The following is a 22,173-nucleotide window of genomic DNA, read 5'->3' as shown; positions in this document are numbered from 1 at the left end:
TTACCCACAATGTCAGCAAGTAATAGTAATAGTAGCCCTCCATTAATGGCGGGCTACTATAGCTGATTCTCCTTTCTTAGATTTGATTATCGTGGATTGTTATACCATTCTTTTTATCAACCACCGTACAGCGACAGCAAAACTCCTGCCACTATAGCAGTCCCTATAACCCCCGCCACATTGGGACCCATGGCGTGCATCAGTATGAAGTTGCCGGGCTTATCTTTCTGGGCTACAACCTGGGAAACCCGGGCAGCCATAGGCACTGCCGAAACTCCGGCAGAACCGATCAAGGGGTTTACTTTCCCTCCGGATAATACATACATGAGTTTTCCCAGAAGCACTCCGCCTGCCGTCCCCATGGCAAAGGCTGCAAGACCTAAGAGCAGTATTTCAATGGTTTGTATTCTCAGGAAGTTTTCGGCACTGGCTGTAGCTCCGACGGTAGTGCCCAGGAATATGGTGATGATGTTGATAAGCTCATTCTGGGCAGTCTTTGAGAGTCTCTCAACGACTCCACATTCTCTAAAGAGATTTCCCAGCATGAGGCAGCCTATTAGTGCGGTAGCCGGCGGGACCAGGAAGCTGGCAAGAATTGTAACTATTATGGGGAATATTATCTTTTCGGTTTTGGAAACGGGTCTTAATTGTTCCATGGTTACCATGCGCTCTTTTTTGGTGGTTAAAAGGCGCATGATGGGAGGCTGTATTATGGGTACCAGGGCCATGTATGAATATGCCGATACGGCTATGGCTCCCAGCAGGTGGGGGGCAAGTTTGCTTGAAAGGAATATGGCGGTAGGGCCATCGGCTCCGCCTATTATTCCTATGGATGCTGCCTCTTTGAAGTTAAACCCCAATAGTGTTGCTCCCAGGAATGTGGTAAATACGCCAAACTGGGCGGCGGCTCCAAGAAGCAGGCTCTTGGGGTAGGCGATGAGGGGGCCGAAATCGGTCATGGCACCTACTCCCAAAAAGATGAGGGGTGGGTAAATATCAAGTTCTACGCCCTGGTATATCCAGTACAGAAATCCTCCTTTTTGCATGAGGTTGGCCAGAGGGATGTTGGCCAGGAGCATGCCGAAGCTTATGGGCACCAGCAGCAGCGGTTCATATTTTTTTACTATGGCAAGGTAAAGCAGGATACAGGATATTAATAGCATTATTGATTGTTGGATGGTTATATTTACAAATCCGGTGGTTTTAATGAAATTTATTATTTGGTCTAGCAAGGCTCTCCACTCCCGTTTAATTATTTATTCCATGGTAGCCAGTATATCGCCGGTATTTACGGATGCTCCTTCGGATACGTCTATGGAAGATATAATTCCATCCTGGGGAGCAAGGATTTCGTTTTCCATTTTCATGGCTTCCAATATCATTATTACATCGCCTTTTGATACTTTTGAGCCTTCTTTTACTTTTACGGAAAGTATGGTTCCGGGCATTGGGGCAGTGATTGTTGCCTTACCGGCAGGTGCAGCTTTTTTGGGTGCCGGTGCGGTAGCAGGTGCTGGCTTTGGAGTTTCCTGTTTCGGCGCTTCTTTTGGCTTTTCTGTTGTGGCCACAGGCGCAGGTGTCTCCTCTTTAACCAGCCCGGTACCACCTATCTCTTCAACTTCTACTTCATAAGTCTGGCCATTTACGGTTATTTTATATTTCTTCATAGTTTTTATCTCCTTTCATAAAAAAGCTTTCATTATTATATTTTAATTGACAGCGGTAGCTTTTTTGAAATGTGCTTTTTCGTATCTTGCTGCCCTTCCCCATTCGGGAGTAGTTTTGTGAATCTGGCGTATGGAACCTATTCTGATATGTGTTATGGGTTTTTGCAGGTATTCACTCAATGCTGCAGTAATTACTGCTACCAGTTCCCGGTTATCCTGTTCATGGGGTGGTTCCGGTTGTTTTATTTCTTCTACTGGTTCTCCAGTTTTTTCATTTTTTTTTACCTGTCTTGCCTGGGGATAAAATATATATCTCATAAGATCCAGAATTAAAGAGAGACTATACAGGGCTACCATTACTATGCCCATGCCCAGTAATCCTGTTTTTTAGTGATTCCATGAGGTCCTGTGCAATACTATTCAATCTGGTTCACCTCTTTTATACCGGAATGTTGCCATGCTTTTTGGCAGGTCTTGTTTCGCGTTTTGACATCAGCATTTCCAGGGCGGAAATGAGTTTTACTCTGGTGGCGGATGGTTCTATTACATCGTCCACGTAGCCTCTTGCTGCGGCTTGATAGGGGTTGGCGAATTTATCCCTGTATTCTTCTATTTTTTCATTTCTCGTGGCTATCGGGTCGCTGGATTCTTCTATTTCTTTTCTGAATATGATATTGGCCGCTCCTTCGGGGCCCATGACTGCTATTTCTGCTGTGGGCCATGCAAAGACCTGGTCTGCTCCGAGGTGCCTTGAGCACATGGCTATATATGCTCCTCCGTATGCTTTGCGGGTGATGACGGTTATCTTCGGGACGGTGGCTTCGGAATAGGCATAGAGCAGCTTTGCCCCGTGGCGGATTATTCCTCCATGTTCCTGGGCTACTCCGGGAAGGTAGCCGGGGGGTGTCGGTGAAGGTTATCAGGGGTATGTTGAAGGCATCGCAGAATCGGATGAATCTTGCTGCTTTGTCGGAGGCATTTATGTCAAGGCAACCTGCCAGAGCTCTGGGTTGATTTGCCAGGATTCCGACGCTGTGGCCGGATAGTCTCGCAAAGCCCGTTATCATGTTTTGGGCATAAAGGGGCTGTACTTCGAAGAAATCGCCTTCATCCACCACCATTTTGATTATTTCTTTCATGTCATAGGGTTTGTTTGGGTCGACGGGCACTATATTGTCAAGTTCCGGTAGTATCTTTACAGGGCTGTCTCCCGTTTCTTTGAAGGGTGCATCTTCCAGGTTGTTGGATGGTATGTATGACAGCAGTTTTTTTATCTGGTCAAAGCACTCTTCTTCGTTTTGGCTCATGAAGTGGGCGACACCGCTTTTCTGGTTGTGGGCTTTTGCCCCGCCCAGGTCTTCGGGGCTGACTTCCTCTCCGGTTACGGCTTTGATTACCTGTGGGCCGGTGATGAACATTTTGCTTGTGCCGGAGACCATGAATACAAAGTCGGTGAGCGCTGGGGAATATACGGCTCCTCCGGCGCAGGGGCCCAGGATGACCGAAATTTGAGGTATTACTCCGGATGCGAGGGTGTTCCTGTAAAAGATTTCTCCATAGCCTTTCAGCGCATCCACGCCTTCCTGGATTCTGGCGCCGCCGGAATCATTTAATCCTATTAAAGGAGCTCCCATTTTCATAGCCATGTCCATGACTTTTACTATTTTGGCGGCGTGCATTTCTCCCAGGGACCCGCCGATGACGGTAAAGTCCTGGGAAAATATGAAGACCAGCCTGCCGTTTATGGTGCCGTAGCCGGTGACTACGCCTTCACCCGGGGCTTTAGTTTCTGCCATGTCAAACTGGATGCAGCGGTGTTCTACAAAGGCGTCGATTTCGACGAAGCTTCCTTCGTCAAGGAGTTTTTGGATTCTTTCCCGGGCGGTGAGCTTGCCGCTTTCGTGCTGTTTTGCTATGCGCTTTTCACCTCCAGCCTGCTGGATGGCTTTTCGCTTTTGATTTAGGGTGTCAAGTTTAATTTTCAGTGTAGACATGATTTCCTCCTTGTCTAAATGATTTCATTATTCCGGAGCATGTTAATTTCGTTTTCATTCATGTTTAATAATTCTTTTAAAATTTCATCAGTATGCTGACCTAATATTGGAGCCGGGTTAAAAATTACTTTTGCATTGTTAAATTTTAATGGACTGCCCGGAATTTTAATTTCTCCGGCTGTGGGATGATGGATTTTTACTATCATATCCCTGGCCATTACCTGTGGGTGATTTACGACTCTATCAATAGTATTTATTGGAGAACAGGGAACACCGGCTTTTTCAAGAATCAATATCCACTCATCCACGCTTTTTTGGGCCATCACCGACTGTAAAATGGGTTTGAGAGCATCATAATTTTCAACCCTTTGCGGGTTTATCTTAAATTTAGGTTCGTCTATTAGCTCGGGCTTATCTATTGCCTGACAAAATTTTGCCCATAGGTCATCATTTCCTACAGCTACCATTATTTCCCCGTCGGAAACTCTAAAGGACTCGAAAGGTGTAATTGATGGGTGGCGGTTTCCAATAGGGCCGGGGACCTTGCCTGTTATCTCATACCGGGCAATGGCATTTTCCAAAACAGCAACTATACTATCGAGCATGGCAATATCAACCATATCTCCTTCGCCGGTAGATTTTCTTTTTACCAGTGCCGCCATAATTCCGATTGTAGTGAATAAACCCGCTGTAATATCTGCAATGGAAGCTCCTACTCTGGTAGGTCTTCCCTCGGGAAAACCGGTAATGCTCATCAATCCTCCCATAGCCTGTATCACTGCATCATAAGCAGGTCTATCCGTATAAGGTCCGGTTTGGCCGTAACCGGAACAAGCGGCATAAATCAACCCAGGATTTATTTTTTTTAACACATCATACCCTAACCCTAAACGTTCCATAGTCCCCGGTCTAAAATTCTCCAAAACTACGTCAAATTTTTTGACAAGATTTTTAAAAATCTCTTTTCCTTTGGGGGCTTTTAAATTCAAAGTTATACTTTTCTTATTGCGATTAATGCTCATAAAGTAAGCGCTTTCACCGTTTACAAAAGGTCCGAAAGCTCTGGAATCATCCCCTTTTTTCGGCATTTCCACTTTTACTACATCAGCTCCCAAATCGGCAAGAATCATGCTACAATATGGGCCCGCAAGAACTCTGCTTAAATCCAGAACTTTAACTTCAGATAATGGTAACATAATTAAACCTCCTCAATTGATTTTATGTTTTATTAATATTTTAACTTTTGAACTGTATACTCCTTTGTTAGCTTATAACAAAAAAATCTCCGAAAAAATTCGGAGATTATTTAGCACTAATAAAATTCTTCAATTTTAATGCCATTTCAATGTTCAACCTATCATCAGGGTTATTAAAGTCAAGCTTTAAAAGCTTTTGAATTTGTTCCATCCTGTATATTGCGGTATTGTAATGTATATATAGCTGTTGTGCAACCAGCTTTATATTTCCATTATATTTAAAATACGCCTCAAGGGTTTCCATTAAATTGCCTTCTCTTTTTTCATCATATTCCATTATAGGAAAAAGTATTTCCTTTACAAAATTTATTCCTTCATGACTCAAGTTATGGAACAACTTATACATGCCTAAATTTTCATAGTATATGACTTTGTTGTCACAATACATCGCTTTCAATATCTGCAAGGATTTTTTCGCTTCTTCATAACTCTTCGAAAAATCCGCACATGAACTATAAGTTTTTCCTATGCCAATATTTATTTCAATTTGAGAAAGTTGCTGAAGCAGTAATTTTTTAATATAATGTCCGAGTTTTATTAAAGCGTTGGAAGAAATATCCGAAAAAAACAAGTAGACTTTCTTTACCGGGATTAGTAAAATTATAGTTGAACCTAATGTTCCAATTATTGGATTTTTATTAAATCCTTCAACAATGGTTTGTACCATGCTATATACCTTATTTATAATACTTTCTATTTGCGATGTCTCGTTAGGGTATTTTTTCAAGAAGTTAATATCTATCAACATTACGCTCATTTCCTGATTCAAATCCCATTCCAGCTGCAGACCGCGTTTTATTATATATTGTTCATCCACCATATTGCCATTTAAAAGTTCCATTAAAAATTCATTTTTATAACGTTTCGCTATTACTTTTATCTTTTCCCTGTTCACCAGTTCCAAAGTTACAAGAGCGGCAGCCCTGTGAAGAGACATTAAATCAACTTTTGTAAGACCATGATACATCTCATAACAGTATATATGCCCTAAAATCTCATTTTGCGCTATTATAGGCAGTTTTGTTATCTTTATACTTTCCTCTTCTTGGGCCGTTTCTCTTCTGTTAATTTCTTTGTTTTCCTCTTCGTTTAAAGTTGATGCCAGTATATTTCCGCAAATATCTTTGATTATTACTGGGTTACCTACTAACTTTCGCATTGTTTCCGCTATCTGGGGTATATCTCCATTATTGACAAGTATATCCATTATTTTATTATGGGCGTACTCAATTTTATTTAACACCATTGCCTGGTGATTTATAATTGTATTAAGGATAGGTAAAATTAAATCCGAATAAGACATATAAAAGGGGAATTCCATCAGGGGAAAATCAAGGGCATTAGCAATATCGATTATTGTCTTGTTAATATCGTTTATATATCTTTTTGGTTTTATGGCAAGGCCCGCTAAATTTTTTGAATTTAACAGCGGAATTAATTTTTGCTGCGCATTCAAATCATCTTTTATGGCAAAACCCGTAGTAAGCAGCAATTCTCCTTCTTTTATCCAATCTCCTATATCCGGCACTTCCATAATATTTACATTTTTTACCACCCGATTTAACCCTTTTTCACCGGCAATTACTTTAACATCCTTCATTTCTTGTAAACTCAGGATGTCTTTTAGCATAACTCCGTTCACAATAATCCCCTCTTGGAATTTTACTTTTTCGTTTAATATCTGCTTTAATTATACAATACCGCTTACATTGCATTCAATATGCGAAAATAGGGGAAAAGAATAATTAACTTTTTCTTTTCCCCAAAAATAATTTTAATTTTTAAATACTCTAAATCCTACTTAAATATTATACGTCTTCTATTTCCTCTTGGTTACCTTTTAATATAATATTCAATATGATATTTAACACAATGCCTGTTAAAACAGCAATAACTACGGTATTGGTCAAAAATAATTGAACCAATGGAGAAAGGGATTTTGTCCACTGTCCTACAACATATGTTGTATAGATCGGAAGGCCTATTGCAAGTATTAATGTCGTTCCAACCATAAAAGTATTGGCTGTTGTGGGTTTGGCCGAAGCTACCAGTTTTATACCAGACATGGCTATCGAACCGCAAACTACTACAAATACTGCACCAATAACTGAACGAGGAATGGCCACCAATAAAGCACCGAATTTCGGACTCAGGCCGTAAAGCATTAAAATCCCTGCTGCTACCTGTACCACAAAACGGGAGGCAATTTTGGTTGTTGCAATAATGCCAATATTTTGGGTATAACTGGTGCAGGGAAGCCCACCGAATAAACTTGCCATAACACACCCCAATCCTTCTGCCATTATTCCTTTGTTCATATGCTTTACCCTGTAAACTTCTCCGCTAACAGCGCAGGTGGCAGCATAATCGCCAATAGATTCTACTATCGAGCCAAGATATCCTACTAAAGCTCCGATGATAGCTCCCACGGCGAATTTCCATCCGAATCCAGGACCACCATACGGGAAAAATGTCGGCAAGGCAAACCACGGTTTTGCAGCGACTATATTCCAATTCACCTTTCCCATAAGACCTGCTAGACCAACTCCTACAATCCATATAGAGAAAAATATGGATCCTCTTGAAATTATTCCACCGGCAATGTTCTTTGTGGTAAACTGAAGAATAAATATCATTAAAATTACCGCTGCGGCCAGTATAAAGTTGGAAGGATCACCATTTCCCACCATCCAGCCAACTGCCGTCCTGCCAAGGGAAAAACCTATTGTTATAACAACGGTACCCGATACAGCCACCGGAAATACTTTGCGTAAAATTCCCAAAACCCGTGAAAAACCTACTAATGCCTCGACTATACCACCGGCAAAAACCCCACCCCACATAGCTTGCATCCCAAATAAACCTACGACGGAAGAAAGGGCTCCGGTTAGAGTGGCGGATGGCCCCTGAATAATCGGCAATCTATTGCCAAAGATGGTCATAATCAGTGTGGCTAGTCCCATCGCAAACAGGCTGCGGCTGACCCATACCGCACCGTCAGCCTCAGAAAGCCCTGCTGCCCCCGCTACTACTAAAGGCAATACGAAGGGCGATATATCAACCAATGTATGCTGCCATCCGTAAAGTAAACACTCCCACCACGTCTTCGGCTTTTCGTCTATTTTTAGAAGTGGTTTAACTATTCTGGGATTTTCATCCCATACGGGCTGTTCTTGAGGGTCTAAATTTTTATCCACTGTTGAATTTACCGCCATTTCTTTATTTACCATATTATACCTCCTTTAATTCTTCTATAAATACCGACCACTAACAGGAAACTGACTTTTACTTTCTTTTAGGATTCCTTCGTAAACCTTGACATTTCTATCTTCAAGATGGTTGAATATCATAGGCTTTTTAATACCGTAACTCATATATTTTAAAGGATCGGGATCCAATTTGGCACAAATAACATTTTCACCGGCGGTGGCTAAAGCGAGGCGCTGGGCAATTGGACTTACTATCATACTGTTTCCAAAATAGTAATTTCCGTCCGCATCAGGACCTGTTGCATTTACCCCGATCAGATAAACATGATTATCATAAGCTCGGGCACAATTAGTGAGGTTCCAAATTTCAAAACTCCTTAGGAGCGCCGAAGGCCTTACTATGATTTCCGCCCCTTTTATGGCAAGGGCCCGACTTAATTCAGGATAATCTCCATCATAGCAAATTATCATTCCTATTTTTCCAAAGGATGTTTCATAAACCTCCGCTTTATCTCCCGGTATAACCCATTGTCTTTCCGTGGGATAGACATGAGTTTTACGGTAAACGCCAATGATATCACCGTTAGGTCCTATTAAAACACTGGAATTATATATATCTCCCCTGTTTTTTCCTCTTTCATAAGTGGGAAACACGACATATACTTTCAAATCCTGGGCTTCTCTGGAAATTTGTTCTGTAAATCTACCCGGTACGGTGTCCACTAAATCCCATAGCTTTTCCTTTGTTAGGCCTGTAGCAAAACCCGTAGTAATCGTTTCCGGAAAAACTACCAGATCAGGATTGTTTTCTTTCACTGCATTTCTCAACCATTTTATAATTTTTTGCATATTTTTTTCCGGGTTGTTGGGTTCTATGGCAATTTGAACACCGGCTACGACCGTCTCTTTCATGTATAATCCCCCTATGGCAAGCAATATCTTTAAATAAGCCCCTTTCAAAAGTAAATTCAAAAGGGGCTTTTTAACTTGAAGGTTCAATAATTTATGTTTAATCTTCAACAAAAGCGACGACTCTGGCAAATGCAGCTTCTCCGCCTTTGAATTTCCAGGGGAAGCAACCAATTGTAAGTCGTCTATTCTGAAGTTCAGGTGCGCCGATATCACCACCTAAATTCTCAGCATGAATACAATTATGTTTGAACAACGCATTGTGTGTCAACTGGTAATCTTCGTCAGGGAATAGCTTTGCAAGGTTTTCCTTGCCAAATTTTTTCTCGGCCAGGGCACGAACCCTATCGCATTGTCCGAAGGTCCCCTTTCCTAAAAATCTGCCTATGGGCAGGTTCATCGGATGATCTGTGGAAACTGCGTCAACACACCACAGCTTAATTTTCTTTTCTATCAACCACGGTACCATTGACGGGTGAGCCCCGGGATGGCGATGGATATAACGTTCTTCATCGGGTTCTGATCCGAATGTAGCGTATTTATACCAGCCTGTATGAAGAACGAGGATATCTCCTTCGCGGATTTCTGCACGCTTTTCAATCATTTCCGGCGTATATACGGCGAGGTCGTCCATTTCATCTGTAAGGTCAACAATTACACCGGGACCATAGAGCCATTCGAGTGGTATTTCATCAATAGTCATAGCATCCGTAATAAAGTGACGCGGAGCATCGAGATGCGTTCCGATGTGATTTGAAGTTTGAATGTATTGAGCGTTGACACCATGCTCGGGTTTCCGTTTGAAGTATTTAGCCTCAAATGGGGGATAGTAAGGCCAGAACTGCACATCGGCATTCAAAGGCTGAGAAAGGTCATACAATTTCATAATTTGTGATACCTCCCTAAGTTTTTAATAATGTTTTAACTATTTATTTTTAGAACGTTTTACGTTGTCCATTCTCACCTCCTAAAAAAACTAATAAACTATTTTGTCATTTTCACAGAACTTTCCAGTAAATACTTATCTCTTTTTTTCACAAGTAATTTTCTATTATTATTCAATTAAAACCTTTGTTTTTCGTTAATAATTATTAGTTGGGCCAATATTGGGTTTTTGTTATCGAACAACAGTGAAAAAGCAACTTATATTAACAGACGCAGGTCCCGGTATTTCCGCAAATAGCGTCAACCAATTTATCCAATTTTGCTATAATAGCTTTTCTTCTGCTATTTTCGACAAAACTGATGGCAGCCTCTACTTTGGGTTTCATGCTCCCCGTTCCAAAATGCCCTTCCAGCAGATATTGCTTGGCATGCTGAGTACTGATTTTGTCAATTTCTCTTTGATCGGGTTTATTGTAGTTAATACACACTTTTTCTACATCCGTAAGTATTAAAAGAATTTCAGCATCTAACTCCGAGGCCAAAAGTGCACTGGCTAAATCTTTGTCTATAACTGCATCTATACCTTTTAAGTTTCCTTCTTCATCTTTTATCACTGGTATGCCTCCACCGCCCGAAGCGATTACGATAACCCCGTCAGAAACAAGATTTTTGATAACATCTTTTTCAATAATTTCAAGCGGTTTTGGTGAAGGAACAACCCGCCGCCATCCTCTTCCGCCATCCTCTATCATTTCTATATTTTGCGTTTTTTTAATCTGCATTGCTTCTTCCCGGTTGTAAAATGGACCTATAGGTTTTGTCGGTTTCTTGAAAGCTTCATCGTTTTTATCCACCAATACCTGGGTAACCAGGGTTACGACTTGTTTGTCGATACCGTTTTTCGCTAACATATTCTTTATCGATTGCTGCAGCATAAAACCAATATACCCCTGACTTTCGGCACCACATGCATACAGTGGCAGCGGGGGAACCACTTCTTTGGAAATTTGGTTCTGCAAATATATATTACCCACCTGGGGGCCGTTACCGTGCGATACTACAACATGATATCCTTTAGATATCAAGGAAATAATTTGCTGAGCCGTTTTATTGACATTATGCAATTGTTCTTCCCAGAAACCCTTTTGCCCATGACTTAAAATCGCATTTCCACCTAAAGCTACTACAACGGTCCTTGACAACGCCTTCAACCCCTCCTCATAAAGTTTTTATTATTTTAGGAAGCACATACAGAGATTTCTATATGCGCTTCCCGAACATTTTCTTTTAATTATAGACGATTTTCAACCATATATCTGGCGGCTTTCTTAAAGCAATCCATAGGTGCCGTAACCAAACCTGCTCCTACCTGGCCCACGCCGGGATCTTTATGCGCCATTCCTGTATTAATTCTAGGCACAATACCTGTCTCCAAAACTTTGAGCAAATCTATACCTGTAGGCGTTCCTCTGAAATCCAAAGTTGGGATTTTGAAGTTTTTATTCTCTGCGGAAGTTATTTCATACATTTCCAGCGTGAAGTTAATGGCATCCTTGGGGGTTCCTCCCACAAACTGCACAATTGCGGGTGCACCCGCCATGGCAAAACCGCCTATACCCACGGTTTCCGTTATGGTACTGTCACCAATATCCGGATTTGCATCTTCCTGGGTGAAACCCGGGAAGAATAACCCTTTAGGTGTATTTGCGGGAGCTGTAAACCATTTGTCGCCAAGCCCACTGACCCTTATGCCGAATTCCACACCGTTCCTCGCCATAGCGGTGACGATTGTGCTGCCTTTTATATTGTGAGCTGCATCAGCTATGGACTTGCACATGGCCATTGTTATATTTATTGTGAAATGATCATTGCCATTGATAAATTTGAATACTTCCGATATTTCTTCTTTGCTGGCGCCGGTTTTAGCTATATAAGGAGCTATTTGTTTGGTAAATATGGCTGTTGCGGCTTTATTTCTGTTGTGACAGTCGTCTCCCATCTGCAAAGCCTGAATAACAATAGATTTCATATCAATTCCACCGGATAACTCTATGGCTTCTTTTAAGATTGGATAAAGAACTTTTTCCATCCATTTCAATCTGTTTATAACATCGTCGGAATAAGCCCCAAATCTTAAACAGCGGCCAAGACCTTCATTCATGTTAACATAGGCATAATTACCATATTTTCTGTTTTGAATAATATATACCGGCATGGATGCAGAAGTTACCCCGGCCATGGGACCCACGGCCTGATGATGATGATTTGGTTCAAACTCTATTTCGCCGCTGGCGGCTAATTTCTTTGCTTCTTCTTCATCCTTGGCCAATCCCTCATAAATCAGGGCGCCTATTACCGCGCCTTTCATGGGCCCGCACATTCTTTCCCATTCAATGGGCGGTCCGGCATGTGTTATTAGATTTTTTTTCATACCGGGAATTACATCTTTGGCCTGTCCCATTCCTACTAAAAAAGGTTCTGAGTCCTGCATGCGCTTTAAAGCTTCTTCATTGGCTTGCCTTCTATCCATTTTAAATTCCTCCTTGAATTTGTTATTTTATTAAATTCCGTCATCAAAACGGGAATTTAACCTAAGAGCTTCGAAAGCAGGTCTAAGGTTTCCTGATCGCCGCTGGCTGGCGGTCTCCAATCCAATTGAACGCACTTTATACCCTGCCCTTTTAAATCCAAATAAAATTGTTCCAATCCTATGTTTAAAACCCTAAGTTCTTTTCCAAAGATATAATTTATGGATTTCATTTGGAATCACTCCCAATTATTTTTTATTAGAGACAATCATACCAGCTAATCTTGCCGCAGCGGCATTGCTGGGCATCACTATAGCCCCGGCTTTTCTTAAGATTTTTTGCTGGGACAATAAATTCTGCGGATCTTCTTCTGTGCCGCAAACCGAAGATATAACTATTAAATGCCGGCCTTGCTGTAGTGCCGCGTCTTTGTATTTTTTGATTTTTTTAGCAAAAACTTCTGCCGGATTCGGGTGAGTGCCGTAGCCTATGACGATATCCAAAAGAATTACCGCAACTTCTGGATTTTGCGCTTCGGTTTCAAACATCTCCTCTCTTAGTGCAGTATCAATCATGGGGTGAGCTCTTCCAACCGTAAAAGCATCATCGCCCAAATCAATACAGGTATGTTCCACCGATTTATATGCATCGGATAATTTCATTTTTTTATTAAGAGGCGTATTTGAGTGCACATCACCCACAAAGTCTTTTAGAACCAACATGCTTTCGTAGCACAGGGTGCCGCCGCTGTAGAGTCCTCTGATGTATTTCTGGTCTTCATTTAAAAGAATCGCTTCCTGCCGGGCTAATTTTTTCATCTCTTCTTCAGAAATGAGACCATCGATTTCTCGATTTTCTATCCCCTTTGAAATAGATACGGCTTTCAAAGCAGCCTCTTCCAGCGTAAATGCCGGTACTGCTCCGGCTTTGGCTATTCTTTCCGGATCCCCGCCAATAAAGTTGACAACAGTGGGCTTTTTAATATTTGTTACGTAATCTAAAATCTTTTCTGCTATTCCCGGGGCCGGAGGTTTTGAAATAATTACAATAATTTCTGTATCATCGTCTTCTTTAAGTGCACTTAACCCCTGCAGCATGGTAATTCCTCCAACTTCTGCGGAAAGGTCTCTGCCACCTGTTCCGATAGCTTGAGAAATCCCTGCCCCTTGCTTATGAATAAGGCTCATAACTTCCTGCATGCCGGTGCCGGCAGCCCCTACAATGCCTATATTCCCTTTCCTGACCTTGTTTGCAAAACCCAGAGGTACATTGTTAATCATCGCGGTACCGCAATCGGGCCCCATTAGCAGTAAATTATTTTCCATCGCATATTTCTTAAGCTTAATTTCCTCATCAAGTGTTACATTGTCGCTGAAAAGCAACACATGTAAACCATTCTGTAAAGCTTTCATGGCTTCTCTCCTGGCGTATCGGCCCGGGACTGAAATAATGCAGAAATTCATATCAGGCATTATTTTCAATGCCGAATCAAAGCTTTTCGGCCTGTAATCCGATTCTTCGTCTCCGTCCCTGCGCTGATTTAACAGCGTGTCTACCTGAGATATGGCTTTATCAACAACAGCCTCATTTGAACCCCTAACGCTTATGATCAAATCATCGGGAGAAGCATTTTCGGCTTCAGGGGATAACAAGCCCGTTCTTTTCAGCACATCTTTATTTAGGTCTGTTCCCATCAAAACGGCGGCATTATCTATACCTTCCTTTTCGGATATTTTTTTTGAGACAGTCATCAATTTGACCGAATCGTAATACTCTCCGTTTCTAATCAGCGTTTTTATAATCATGATTTCTCCTCCTCGTTTTTTACTTGCCCGTACATAGCCTTGATTCTTGACTTTTTGATAAAGTTATTTACTTGTTCCGTTGAACGAAATTTGCTGTTATCAAAACTATCAAAATGGACAAATTCATTTATTGACCTGCGCACTCTACCTGATATATTTTTTTTTCGGTAAACCTAATGGAATGCAAGCCAAAACCTCCAGAACATCAGGAATCCCGAGCATATCTTTTAGTTTTTGTTCTTCGATCTTTTCAGGCGTCAGCCAAACGCTTCCCAACTTTTGTTCGGCGGCGGCCAGCATAAGAGTTTGTATTGCTGCACCTATGCTAAAAAAGTAAATGTTATCTTTTTCTCTTTCACTTAATGTTTGAGGGTAAGCTAGTTTAAATCTTGGATCCCCGCAGACTACGATGATGATAGGAACATCTTTTAAATACTTGCGGCTGTTTCCGGGAAAATCGGGATCGAGTTTTTTCTGACGTTCTACCAATTCAATGAAAATGTCCGCAATTGCTTCTATTTTTGATTTATCCCTGACTACAACTAGTTCCCAGGGCTGCGCATTTGCTCCCGACGGAGCCCATCGAAAAGCTTCCAGCACATTTTCTAAAATATTTTCAGGAATCGGATCAGATTTATATGACCGGATGCTTCGCCTGTTTTTTAACACATCTAAAAGATTATTCACACTAACCTCCATTCCGCCGCTACCGCTGGCGGCACAAATAGTAATGAAAAAAATGGTGCGCGGTTTTCACCACTTTGTTATTATTAAACTGAGGGGAAGATACACTACAAAGCACGTTGAGGTGAGTCGTAGACTGCTCTTCTTAGCTTAAATCAGTATACTAACCAGTGTAAGAACCATCTTTCAAGCACAAATAAGTGGTTCTATAAGACCGTAAGCTAATCATTGTTTTAGCTCTTTGTTAAATGTGTGATGGTTCAGTCAATGTCTTCCTCCTCAGCTACAAAATTAGCAAAGAAGGTCGTGCAATGAAAGTTGTTTATCCTATCTGCTGTGGCGTCGATGTGCATAAGTCTTTTCTCGTCGCCACACTCATTACTTCTCAGGGGATAATTCCCCATTACTCTAAAAAGAGGTTTTCAACCTTCAACAATTCCATTCTCAAGTTCAAGCAGTGGCTGATTGATAACAACTGCTATGATGTGTGTATGGAATCCACCGGAAAGTATTGGGTCCCAATCTTTAACCTTTTGGAAGATACCGTCCATATCACCGTCGCCAATCCTAAATGGGTGAAGGCTGTAAAAGGAAACAAGGATGATACAAAGGATTCCAAGTGGATTGGCGATCTTTTCCGTCTTGGTTTAGTCCCGGGAAGTTATATCCCTGAAAAACCAATTCGTATTCTTCGTGAATACACTCGCTATCGATCTAAACTTGTTTCTTGTAGAACCAGTGAGAAGAACCGTTTCCAGAATGCTTTTACTGTCTGTAATGTAGCCCTTGATGCTGTCGTTTCCGACATGTTTGGCAAATCTGCCTCTTCAATCACGGACTACTTGATTTCTTCTGATACCTTCAACCCGGGATACTGTACTTCTCTTCTCCAGAAATCCTTAAAGAAAAAAGCGGATGCTGTGGTTGAATCCATCGAAGGATATCAGATGACTCAGGAACAAAAAGAGCGCATGGTAATGATTCGTTCCCATCTTGAATACGTAACCAAATGTATTGTTGAACTGGATTTAAAGCTTGATAACATGGTCGAATCTTATGAAAGTGCCATCAGACTTCTTTGTACCCTTCCCGGAGTTGATAGGACATCTGCCATCACTATCATCTCCGAGATTGGTACCGATATGTCTCAATTTGCCAACTCCAAGCGTTTGTGCTGCTGGGCGGGTCTAACGCCAGGCAATAATGAATCTGCCGGTAAGAAGAAATCTGTCCGAATTACACGTGCCGGTGTCTACCTCAAACCTGCATTGGTACAAGTTGCCCATGCAGCCGTGAAATCGGATAAATCTTCTTATTACAGAATCAAGTACGAACGCATTTGTAAACGAAGAGGCAAGAAAAGAGCCATAATCGCTATCGCAAGGATGATACTCACCGCTATTTACAATATGTTTGTTACTGGCGAAGAGTGGAATCCAAGCGATTTGTATAAGATTGACATGCCACAGGAAATGCTGGAAAAACAGAAGGAGAAAGCAATTAAACAAGCTGTAAAACTTCTCATTTCCAATGGTGTAATAAAAGCTGCTGACATTTCTGTGGCGTAAACCTAAACTCAATAACCAAAGCTTAATTTTTTGTGGCCTTCAAAGGCCTTAGTTTAGTGCGCCCTTTTTTACCTTATGTTGTGTTATTTTTCAAGCTAATCCTCCTTTCGAGCATAACGAATATTTATTTTATTAATTACTTTCGGTATTTGTATAATTCAAACCTTTAGTATCAGTTAATGAACATTGAAACCCTTCATTATTATCCGTTAATAATAGAATAAGTATAGAAACCACCTTATCCAAAATAAAATATAGAGGCACTTGTTAATTCTGCCTCTATATTTAAAGATGACAAGATAAATTCCGTGATATAACTCAACCTACCACAAAGATCGAATGTTGCTTTTGCATCATACTTTTGAATATCTTCAAGACAGGAAGATAGTTCAAATGCATCCCACAACCTCTTGTATACCATGTATCCCCAGTTTCTGATTGTTGTTTCGGATGAGTCCTCAATATTATTGTATTATTTTTGACTTCATGCAATCCGGATATTTCCAAAAGCTTTTAGGCAAGACCTTTGATATATCTGATTGTTTTCGATTTCATCCTTATCTTCCAAGATTTAAGAGGACTTCATGCCTTGTAACACCATTGACCTTTTTAGATTTTACAATTTGTACATATTCATATTTTCCGGAGCGGGTAATATAAGTGAACATGACTTAATTATACCACTATAATAAAGCTAAAATCAGATGATTTTTATGATTTTTGATTATGCTTTTCATAATTATTTATGTTAATATTTTTGCCTCCACTTTTTTGGCTGCTATTGAATATCGATGCTGAATTTACGCGGGTTTGAAGGGGGGAAAATGGATTTTGAGGCTGCAACTGTCAAAGCCGGGTGACATATCCCGACTCTCAGAACGATAGCTTTACATCATTACCCGAGTATTGATATTTTGATTCCTGCCTATAATGAAGGAAAAGTCATCCGGAAAACTTTGGAGGCTATGCTGAAACTGCAATATCCCGGGAATTTACAAATATATGTATTAAATGATAATTCCCAGGACACACGGGAGAAATTGTGGAAGCCTTTGCAGAAAAGTTTAAAAATATATATCATATCAGGATTCCTGAAGGAGAACTTACATAACCCACGGCACCTACCGTAGCGGGTGTTGTTTCAGCCGTCTCTACCAGCTACTGATCTGGTATGTTTCCTATTTGGTCTATACCATTCGGTTATTTAGTGCCCAGACGGCAGAAAAAACCATTTCACCATTAAATATATTCATTGGTTTTATTTTATACTTCACATATGCTCAGCTCTTTATACTTTTATTTTTTAGAAGCTTATTTTACTATGTTAAAGCCAAAAGAAGGAATATGATTAATTGGAAAAAAACATTCGATTTTGATCCGCCCCGATCTGTTTATTATAAATCGTATTCACACATAGATAAACACCACCGGAAAAGATAATTCTTAATCATCAGTTCCACACCCACTTTATTGCCCGTTATCCTGTCCACAACCTTCCACCATATCCCTAAATATGCTTTTTTGCTACATTCTGATAATGTATATTACTCTTAATCTTTAACTTAATAGAGCTTTTATTATTTCTTCTTTTTCTTCCAGTAGCATTTGATACTCTTTTCGGCTTGTTCCAATGATTCCATCTGGGAATTCATCGAGTTTAACTGTTCTTTAAGCTTTTTCAACTTGCTTGGACGTTTCGTATTTCACCCTGGCTGCAAGGTATTTTTCCTGCTCTTTACTCAATTTTATATCCTTGTTGCCCATTATGGTGGTAAAACATTTGCAAGGCTCAAGTGTTTTAGCTGCTCAACATCCCTTCTTTTTTTATCTCAAACGGCAAGTTCTATCTTTTTTTTAAAAAAACATGGAACTTTTTTGGGTTTTTTTCGTCTATATATATGGGAAAAAATAGTATAAAAAACCGGAAAGGGAAGTGATCTTCTGTGAAAAAATCGATAGCGCTTACTGTAGTTACGGTTACACTGGTATTATGTGCAATAGGGCTTGCCGTGGTATTGTGGACTTATCCTTCATTAATTCCTTCCGGCATCAAAAAATCCACCGATGTGGAGTCGCAAGTCCCGGCTAAAAATGGGCAGGAAAATAAAGATAATACTCCTTCCAAAAATGAACAGGATGGTCAAAAACCGGATGAGAGCAAGGCAAGCAATGGACAATCTCCCGGTGAACAGCAGGAAAAAGAAATTGATACTTCAAAAATAGGCATAGCCGGGATATCCCTGGGAGACCCCAAAGATAAGGTGAAAGAGTATTTAGGTGATGATTACAAAGAAACTTATCAAGAGGAAGGGGGATATTTCGGTGAAGCATATTATGTATGGGATTATAGTAACAAAGGAATCACCTTCATTATAGGCAAGGATTCGGGGAAAGTCCTGGAAATAGAATTAACCGGCGTGGAATTAAGCACAAATATGGGAGATAAGGTAGGGGATACCGCTAAGGATATACTGGAAAAATACAGGGCCAAATATAAGGAACCTACCAGCATTCATACAAATGAAAAGCTTGAGGGATGGTTTGATTTGGGAGATACCCTGCTCATCATATTTGATTTTGATAAAGACGACGGTTCGCTGGTAAACGGCAAGATTCAACCGGATTCTAAAGTTGAGATGATAAAACTCACAAGTTCTATGTTTTTGGATTAACCATTTTCGGTTTTTAAAGAGAAATATTTTATTATGTGAAGAATACTTAATACTGTCATACAAATATCGCTAAAAATTAAAAGGGTCTTGAATATATATATCAAGGCCCTTTCTTTTTCTCTATTCTAACAAAGCTTATATATTGCAGACGGATCATTTTACGATTCTTATTCCTCCAGATATATCTTTTCGCCATCGTTCTTTATGAGTTCTTTGAAAGCTTTAAGAATCTGTTTTGTGACGGGGCCGGGCTTGCCTTCACCTATCACCCTGCCGTCCACCTTTACCACAGGGATGGCTTCAGCGGCAGTCCCTGACAGGAAACATTCATCGGCGGTGTATACCTCGTAGCGGGTAAACAACTTCTCTTCCACTTTTATTCCGAGATTTTGGGCAGCCTCAATAATGGCATTTCGTGTAATTCCTATCAATAAACCTGCATAGGTCGGGGGAGTGATGATTACTCCGTTTTTAACTATAAATATATTATCTCCCGTGCACTCTGCCACATAGTTATCTACATTCAATATCAAAGCTTCAGGGACACCGGCCAGGTTTGCTTCGATTTTTGCCATGATGTTGTTGAGGTAATTCAGAGATTTCATCTGGGGGTTCACTGCTTCTGGAGGATTCCGGCGGGTGGCAGCTGTTATTATCTCAAGGCCTTCCTCATACATTTTATCCGGGTATAGCACTATTTTGTCAGTAATGCAAACGATGGTAGGTTTGTGGCATTTTCTGGGGTCAAGCCCCAGGTCTCCCTCACCTCGGGATACTACCAGTCTGATATAGGCATCTCTTAATTGATTTCTTCTTAATGTTTCAAGTACCACTTCAATCATCTGCTGCTTCGTAAGGGGGATGTCAAGCATTATCGCTCTTGCGCCGTTATACAGTCTATCAATATGTTCTTTCAGTCTGAACACCCTGCCGTCATAGGCTCTTATTCCTTCAAATACACCGTCTCCGTATAAGAAACCATGGTCGAATACCGAAATCCTGGCTTCTTCCTTCGGAAAATACTCCCCGTTCACGTAAACCTGTATACTCATCTGAAGACCTCCTCTTTTGTTTTAAAATTTATAATGTTAATACTTGACCTTTCCACCTTCCGAAAAAGTTGTTAGATTTAACATAATACTTTTTTAACGGCATGTCAATATCAATCTAATCCGAGCATCCGGCTTATGGGCATTCCAGGGGGCACCATGGGCATTACCATCTCTTTGGGATCTATCCTGACATCAATCACCACCGGTTTATTCAGGTCTATGGCTTTACTTATGGTCTGTTCCACCTGTTCCTTTTCCGTTATTCTAAATCCTGCTGCTCCGCAGGCTTCAGCAAGCTTCACGTAGTCGGTGCCTTCGCCCAGTTCCGAGTGGGAAAACCTTCCGTCATAAAACATTTCCTGCCACTGATGTACCATTCCCAGGGTACGGTTGTTGAAAATTACGGTTATCACGGGGATGTTATAACTTGCGGCAGTAATTAGCTCGTGACAGTTCATTTCAAAGCTGCCGTCACCGGCTATATTGAACACTACTTTATCCGGCCTTCCAAGTTTTGCTCCAAGGGCTGCAGGAAGGCCAAACCCCATGGTCCCCAGGCCTCCCGATGATATGAAACTTCTTGGATTTTTAAATTTGTAAAACTGTGCCGCCCACATCTGATGCTGCCCCACTTCGGTGGCTATGATTGCATCGCCGGAAGTTATTCGGCATATTTCCTCAATTACAAACTGAGGTTTCAGCCCTTTATTACAATATTTAAGGGGATAAGTTTGCTTCCAACCGTTGACTGTTTCAAGCCACAGTCCCCGCTTTTTGCAGGATACAAGCTCGATTATCCTTTCCAGCAGGGTTTTTACATCACCCTTGAGCGCCAGGTCGATATCCACATTTTTACCCAACTCCGCCGGATCTATGTCCATATGGATTATTTTCGCTTTTGGTGCAAAAGCCTCCACCTTGCCGGTAACCCTGTCATCAAAGCGGGCTCCTACGGCGATGAGCAGATCACATTCAGTTACCGCCATGTTGGCGTAAGCTGTGCCGTGCATTCCCAGCATCCCCAGGCAGAGGGGATGTTCCGAAGGGAACCCCGTGATCCCCATCAAGGTAGTGGTAACGGGCGCTTCAATTTTTTCCGCAAACTTTAACAACTCATGATTTGCTCCTGAAGTTATTACCCCACCACCAGCGTAAATAACCGGCCTTTGGGCTTCATTTATCATCTCGGCGGCCTTTTGCAGCTGTTTTTGCTGACTTTCAGGAATTGCCTGTTTCGAAGTATATGAAGCCACAAAGCCGTTAACGTCTTTTTTTACGGTCTTTTCATTTACTTCTCCTGCCATGACATCTTTGGGCAAATCCACCACCACCGGCCCGGGTCTTCCGGTAGTGGCTATCAAAAAGGCTTCCTTGACCTTTTTCACTATATCGTTTTTATCTCTCAATATAAAGCTGTGCTTGGTTATGGGAAGGGTAACCCCGGTGATATCCACTTCCTGAAAGGAATCCTTCCCTAAAAGGCTCAAAGGCACCTGCCCGGTAAAGGCCACCATTGGTATCGAGTCCATATAGGCGTTGGCAATACCCGTAACCAGGTTGGTGGCTCCAGGCCCTGATGTGCTCAAAGCCACTCCCACCTTGCCGGTAGCTCTGGCATAGCCGTCGGCGGCATGGGCTGCTCCCTGTTCATGGACCGTCTTGATATGCCGTATTTTTTTGTTACCGTAGAGGGCATCATAGATTGGCAGGGCGGAGCCTCCGGGGAAACCAAATATGGTGTCCACGCCTATTTCTTCCAAAGTCTTTATCAAAAGCTCTGCACCGGTCAAGATCCTCACCTCTTTAAAAATGGTTAATAAAAAAACCCTTCGCCTCCATATGAAGGGGCGAAGGGTTTCGCGTTACCACCCTGATTCATCCATACCTTGCGGTATGAACCTCAGCAGGTACGGGGCTTTTGGCCCGATACCCGGCCGTTCTAAC

General features: G+C 41.4%; 17 protein-coding genes, 2 pseudogenes and 1 other annotated feature (1 of these 20 running past the window's edge). Of the genes and pseudogenes, 3 read left to right on the top strand and 16 right to left on the bottom strand.

What is annotated here, in order from left to right; genetic code table 11:
* Nucleotides 1-116 precede the first annotated feature (116 nt).
* The 14 genes and pseudogenes from D2962_RS05820 to D2962_RS05755 form a co-directional block, all read right to left on the bottom strand.
* Nucleotides 117-1,232, bottom strand: coding sequence for a sodium ion-translocating decarboxylase subunit beta (locus D2962_RS05820; protein WP_122014438.1), 1,116 nt, complete (start codon nt 1,230-1,232; stop codon nt 117-119).
* A gap of 24 nt (nt 1,233-1,256) precedes the next feature.
* Nucleotides 1,257-1,667, bottom strand: coding sequence for a biotin/lipoyl-containing protein (locus D2962_RS05815; protein WP_120769009.1), 411 nt, complete (start codon nt 1,665-1,667; stop codon nt 1,257-1,259).
* A 42-nt stretch (nt 1,668-1,709) separates the two neighbouring features.
* Nucleotides 1,710-2,036, bottom strand: coding sequence for an OadG family protein (locus D2962_RS05810; RefSeq protein ID WP_122014437.1), 327 nt, complete (start codon nt 2,034-2,036; stop codon nt 1,710-1,712).
* A gap of 70 nt (nt 2,037-2,106) precedes the next feature.
* Nucleotides 2,107-3,661 (bottom strand): annotated as a pseudogene (locus D2962_RS05805) (acyl-CoA carboxylase subunit beta).
* Between the two features lie 14 nt (nt 3,662-3,675).
* The gene (locus D2962_RS05800; RefSeq protein WP_122014436.1) at nt 3,676-4,857 is read right to left on the bottom strand and encodes a CaiB/BaiF CoA transferase family protein; all 1,182 of its coding nucleotides are present in this window, start codon (nt 4,855-4,857) and stop codon (nt 3,676-3,678) included.
* A 106-nt stretch (nt 4,858-4,963) separates the two neighbouring features.
* On the bottom strand, nt 4,964-6,547 hold the full coding sequence (locus tag D2962_RS05795) for a PucR family transcriptional regulator (protein WP_281273775.1): 1,584 nt from the start codon (nt 6,545-6,547) through the stop codon (nt 4,964-4,966).
* Between the two features lie 178 nt (nt 6,548-6,725).
* Nucleotides 6,726-8,147, bottom strand: coding sequence for a uracil-xanthine permease family protein (locus tag D2962_RS05790; RefSeq protein WP_122014435.1), 1,422 nt, complete (start codon nt 8,145-8,147; stop codon nt 6,726-6,728).
* Between the two features lie 21 nt (nt 8,148-8,168).
* Nucleotides 8,169-9,038, bottom strand: a complete 870-nt coding sequence (locus D2962_RS05785) for a carbon-nitrogen hydrolase family protein (protein WP_120768874.1) — start codon at nt 9,036-9,038, stop codon at nt 8,169-8,171.
* Between the two features lie 97 nt (nt 9,039-9,135).
* Entirely contained in the window at nt 9,136-9,921 is a 786-nt protein-coding gene (locus tag D2962_RS05780) for a cyclase family protein (RefSeq protein ID WP_120768861.1), read from the bottom strand.
* Nucleotides 9,922-10,183: 262 nt separating this feature from the next.
* A complete protein-coding gene (gene arcC, locus D2962_RS05775; RefSeq protein WP_122014434.1) occupies nt 10,184-11,122 on the bottom strand; it encodes a carbamate kinase in 939 nt (312 codons plus the stop codon).
* A gap of 89 nt (nt 11,123-11,211) precedes the next feature.
* On the bottom strand, nt 11,212-12,450 hold the full coding sequence (locus D2962_RS05770) for a YlbE family protein (protein ID WP_122014433.1): 1,239 nt from the start codon (nt 12,448-12,450) through the stop codon (nt 11,212-11,214).
* 56 nt (nt 12,451-12,506) lie between these two features.
* Entirely contained in the window at nt 12,507-12,680 is a 174-nt protein-coding gene (locus D2962_RS05765) for a fdrA domain protein (protein WP_120768867.1), read from the bottom strand.
* Between the two features lie 16 nt (nt 12,681-12,696).
* Nucleotides 12,697-14,253 (bottom strand): acyl-CoA synthetase FdrA, encoded by a 1,557-nt coding sequence (gene fdrA / locus D2962_RS05760; RefSeq protein WP_122014432.1) that lies wholly within the window; start codon nt 14,251-14,253, stop codon nt 12,697-12,699.
* 144 nt (nt 14,254-14,397) lie between these two features.
* The gene (locus D2962_RS05755; protein WP_162991116.1) at nt 14,398-14,940 is read right to left on the bottom strand and encodes a nitroreductase family protein; all 543 of its coding nucleotides are present in this window, start codon (nt 14,938-14,940) and stop codon (nt 14,398-14,400) included.
* Nucleotides 14,941-15,248: 308 nt separating this feature from the next.
* On the opposite strand from D2962_RS05755, the gene D2962_RS05750 reads away from it, so the two are divergent.
* From D2962_RS05750 to D2962_RS05740, 3 genes and pseudogenes are all read left to right on the top strand, one after another.
* The gene (locus D2962_RS05750) at nt 15,249-16,505 is read left to right on the top strand and encodes an IS110 family RNA-guided transposase (protein WP_122014430.1); all 1,257 of its coding nucleotides are present in this window, start codon (nt 15,249-15,251) and stop codon (nt 16,503-16,505) included.
* A gap of 887 nt (nt 16,506-17,392) precedes the next feature.
* Nucleotides 17,393-17,607 (top strand): annotated as a pseudogene (locus tag D2962_RS19845) (glycosyltransferase family 2 protein); the annotation flags it as partial.
* An 841-nt stretch (nt 17,608-18,448) separates the two neighbouring features.
* Nucleotides 18,449-19,177, top strand: a complete 729-nt coding sequence (locus D2962_RS05740; protein ID WP_122014429.1) for a hypothetical protein — start codon at nt 18,449-18,451, stop codon at nt 19,175-19,177.
* Between the two features lie 167 nt (nt 19,178-19,344).
* Here D2962_RS05740 and ilvE read toward each other — a convergent pair whose 3' ends face one another.
* Nucleotides 19,345-20,229, bottom strand: coding sequence for a branched-chain-amino-acid transaminase (gene ilvE, locus D2962_RS05735; RefSeq protein ID WP_122014428.1), 885 nt, complete (start codon nt 20,227-20,229; stop codon nt 19,345-19,347).
* A gap of 110 nt (nt 20,230-20,339) precedes the next feature.
* On the bottom strand, nt 20,340-22,019 hold the full coding sequence (gene ilvB, locus D2962_RS05730; protein ID WP_120767549.1) for a biosynthetic-type acetolactate synthase large subunit: 1,680 nt from the start codon (nt 22,017-22,019) through the stop codon (nt 20,340-20,342).
* Between the two features lie 50 nt (nt 22,020-22,069).
* Nucleotides 22,070-22,173, bottom strand: a binding site (T-box leader) (it continues 158 nt past the right edge of the window).

It is taken from the genome of Biomaibacter acetigenes, from assembly GCF_003691585.1.
Classification (GTDB): domain Bacteria; phylum Bacillota; class Thermosediminibacteria; order Thermosediminibacterales; family Tepidanaerobacteraceae; genus Biomaibacter; species Biomaibacter acetigenes.
Note: the sequence above shows the minus strand (reverse complement) of the source record. Positions and strands in the feature narration are given on the sequence as shown.

Coding starts and splice junctions, on each gene's coding strand:
- D2962_RS05815 (WP_120769009.1), bottom strand. CDS start 1,667: ATGAAGAAATATAAAATAACCGTAAATGGCCAGACTTATGAAGTAGAA.
- D2962_RS05810 (WP_122014437.1), bottom strand. CDS start 2,036: ATGGGCATAGTAATGGTAGCCCTGTATAGTCTCTCTTTAATTCTGGAT.
- D2962_RS05800 (WP_122014436.1), bottom strand. CDS start 4,857: ATGTTACCATTATCTGAAGTTAAAGTTCTGGATTTAAGCAGAGTTCTT.
- D2962_RS05795 (WP_281273775.1), bottom strand. CDS start 6,547: ATGCTAAAAGACATCCTGAGTTTACAAGAAATGAAGGATGTTAAAGTA.
- D2962_RS05790 (WP_122014435.1), bottom strand. CDS start 8,147: ATGGTAAATAAAGAAATGGCGGTAAATTCAACAGTGGATAAAAATTTA.
- D2962_RS05785 (WP_120768874.1), bottom strand. CDS start 9,038: ATGAAAGAGACGGTCGTAGCCGGTGTTCAAATTGCCATAGAACCCAAC.
- D2962_RS05780 (WP_120768861.1), bottom strand. CDS start 9,921: ATGAAATTGTATGACCTTTCTCAGCCTTTGAATGCCGATGTGCAGTTC.
- D2962_RS05770 (WP_122014433.1), bottom strand. CDS start 12,450: ATGGATAGAAGGCAAGCCAATGAAGAAGCTTTAAAGCGCATGCAGGAC.
- D2962_RS05765 (WP_120768867.1), bottom strand. CDS start 12,680: ATGAAATCCATAAATTATATCTTTGGAAAAGAACTTAGGGTTTTAAAC.
- fdrA (WP_122014432.1), bottom strand. CDS start 14,253: ATGATTATAAAAACGCTGATTAGAAACGGAGAGTATTACGATTCGGTC.
- D2962_RS05750 (WP_122014430.1), top strand. CDS start 15,249: ATGAAAGTTGTTTATCCTATCTGCTGTGGCGTCGATGTGCATAAGTCT.
- ilvE (WP_122014428.1), bottom strand. CDS start 20,229: ATGAGTATACAGGTTTACGTGAACGGGGAGTATTTTCCGAAGGAAGAA.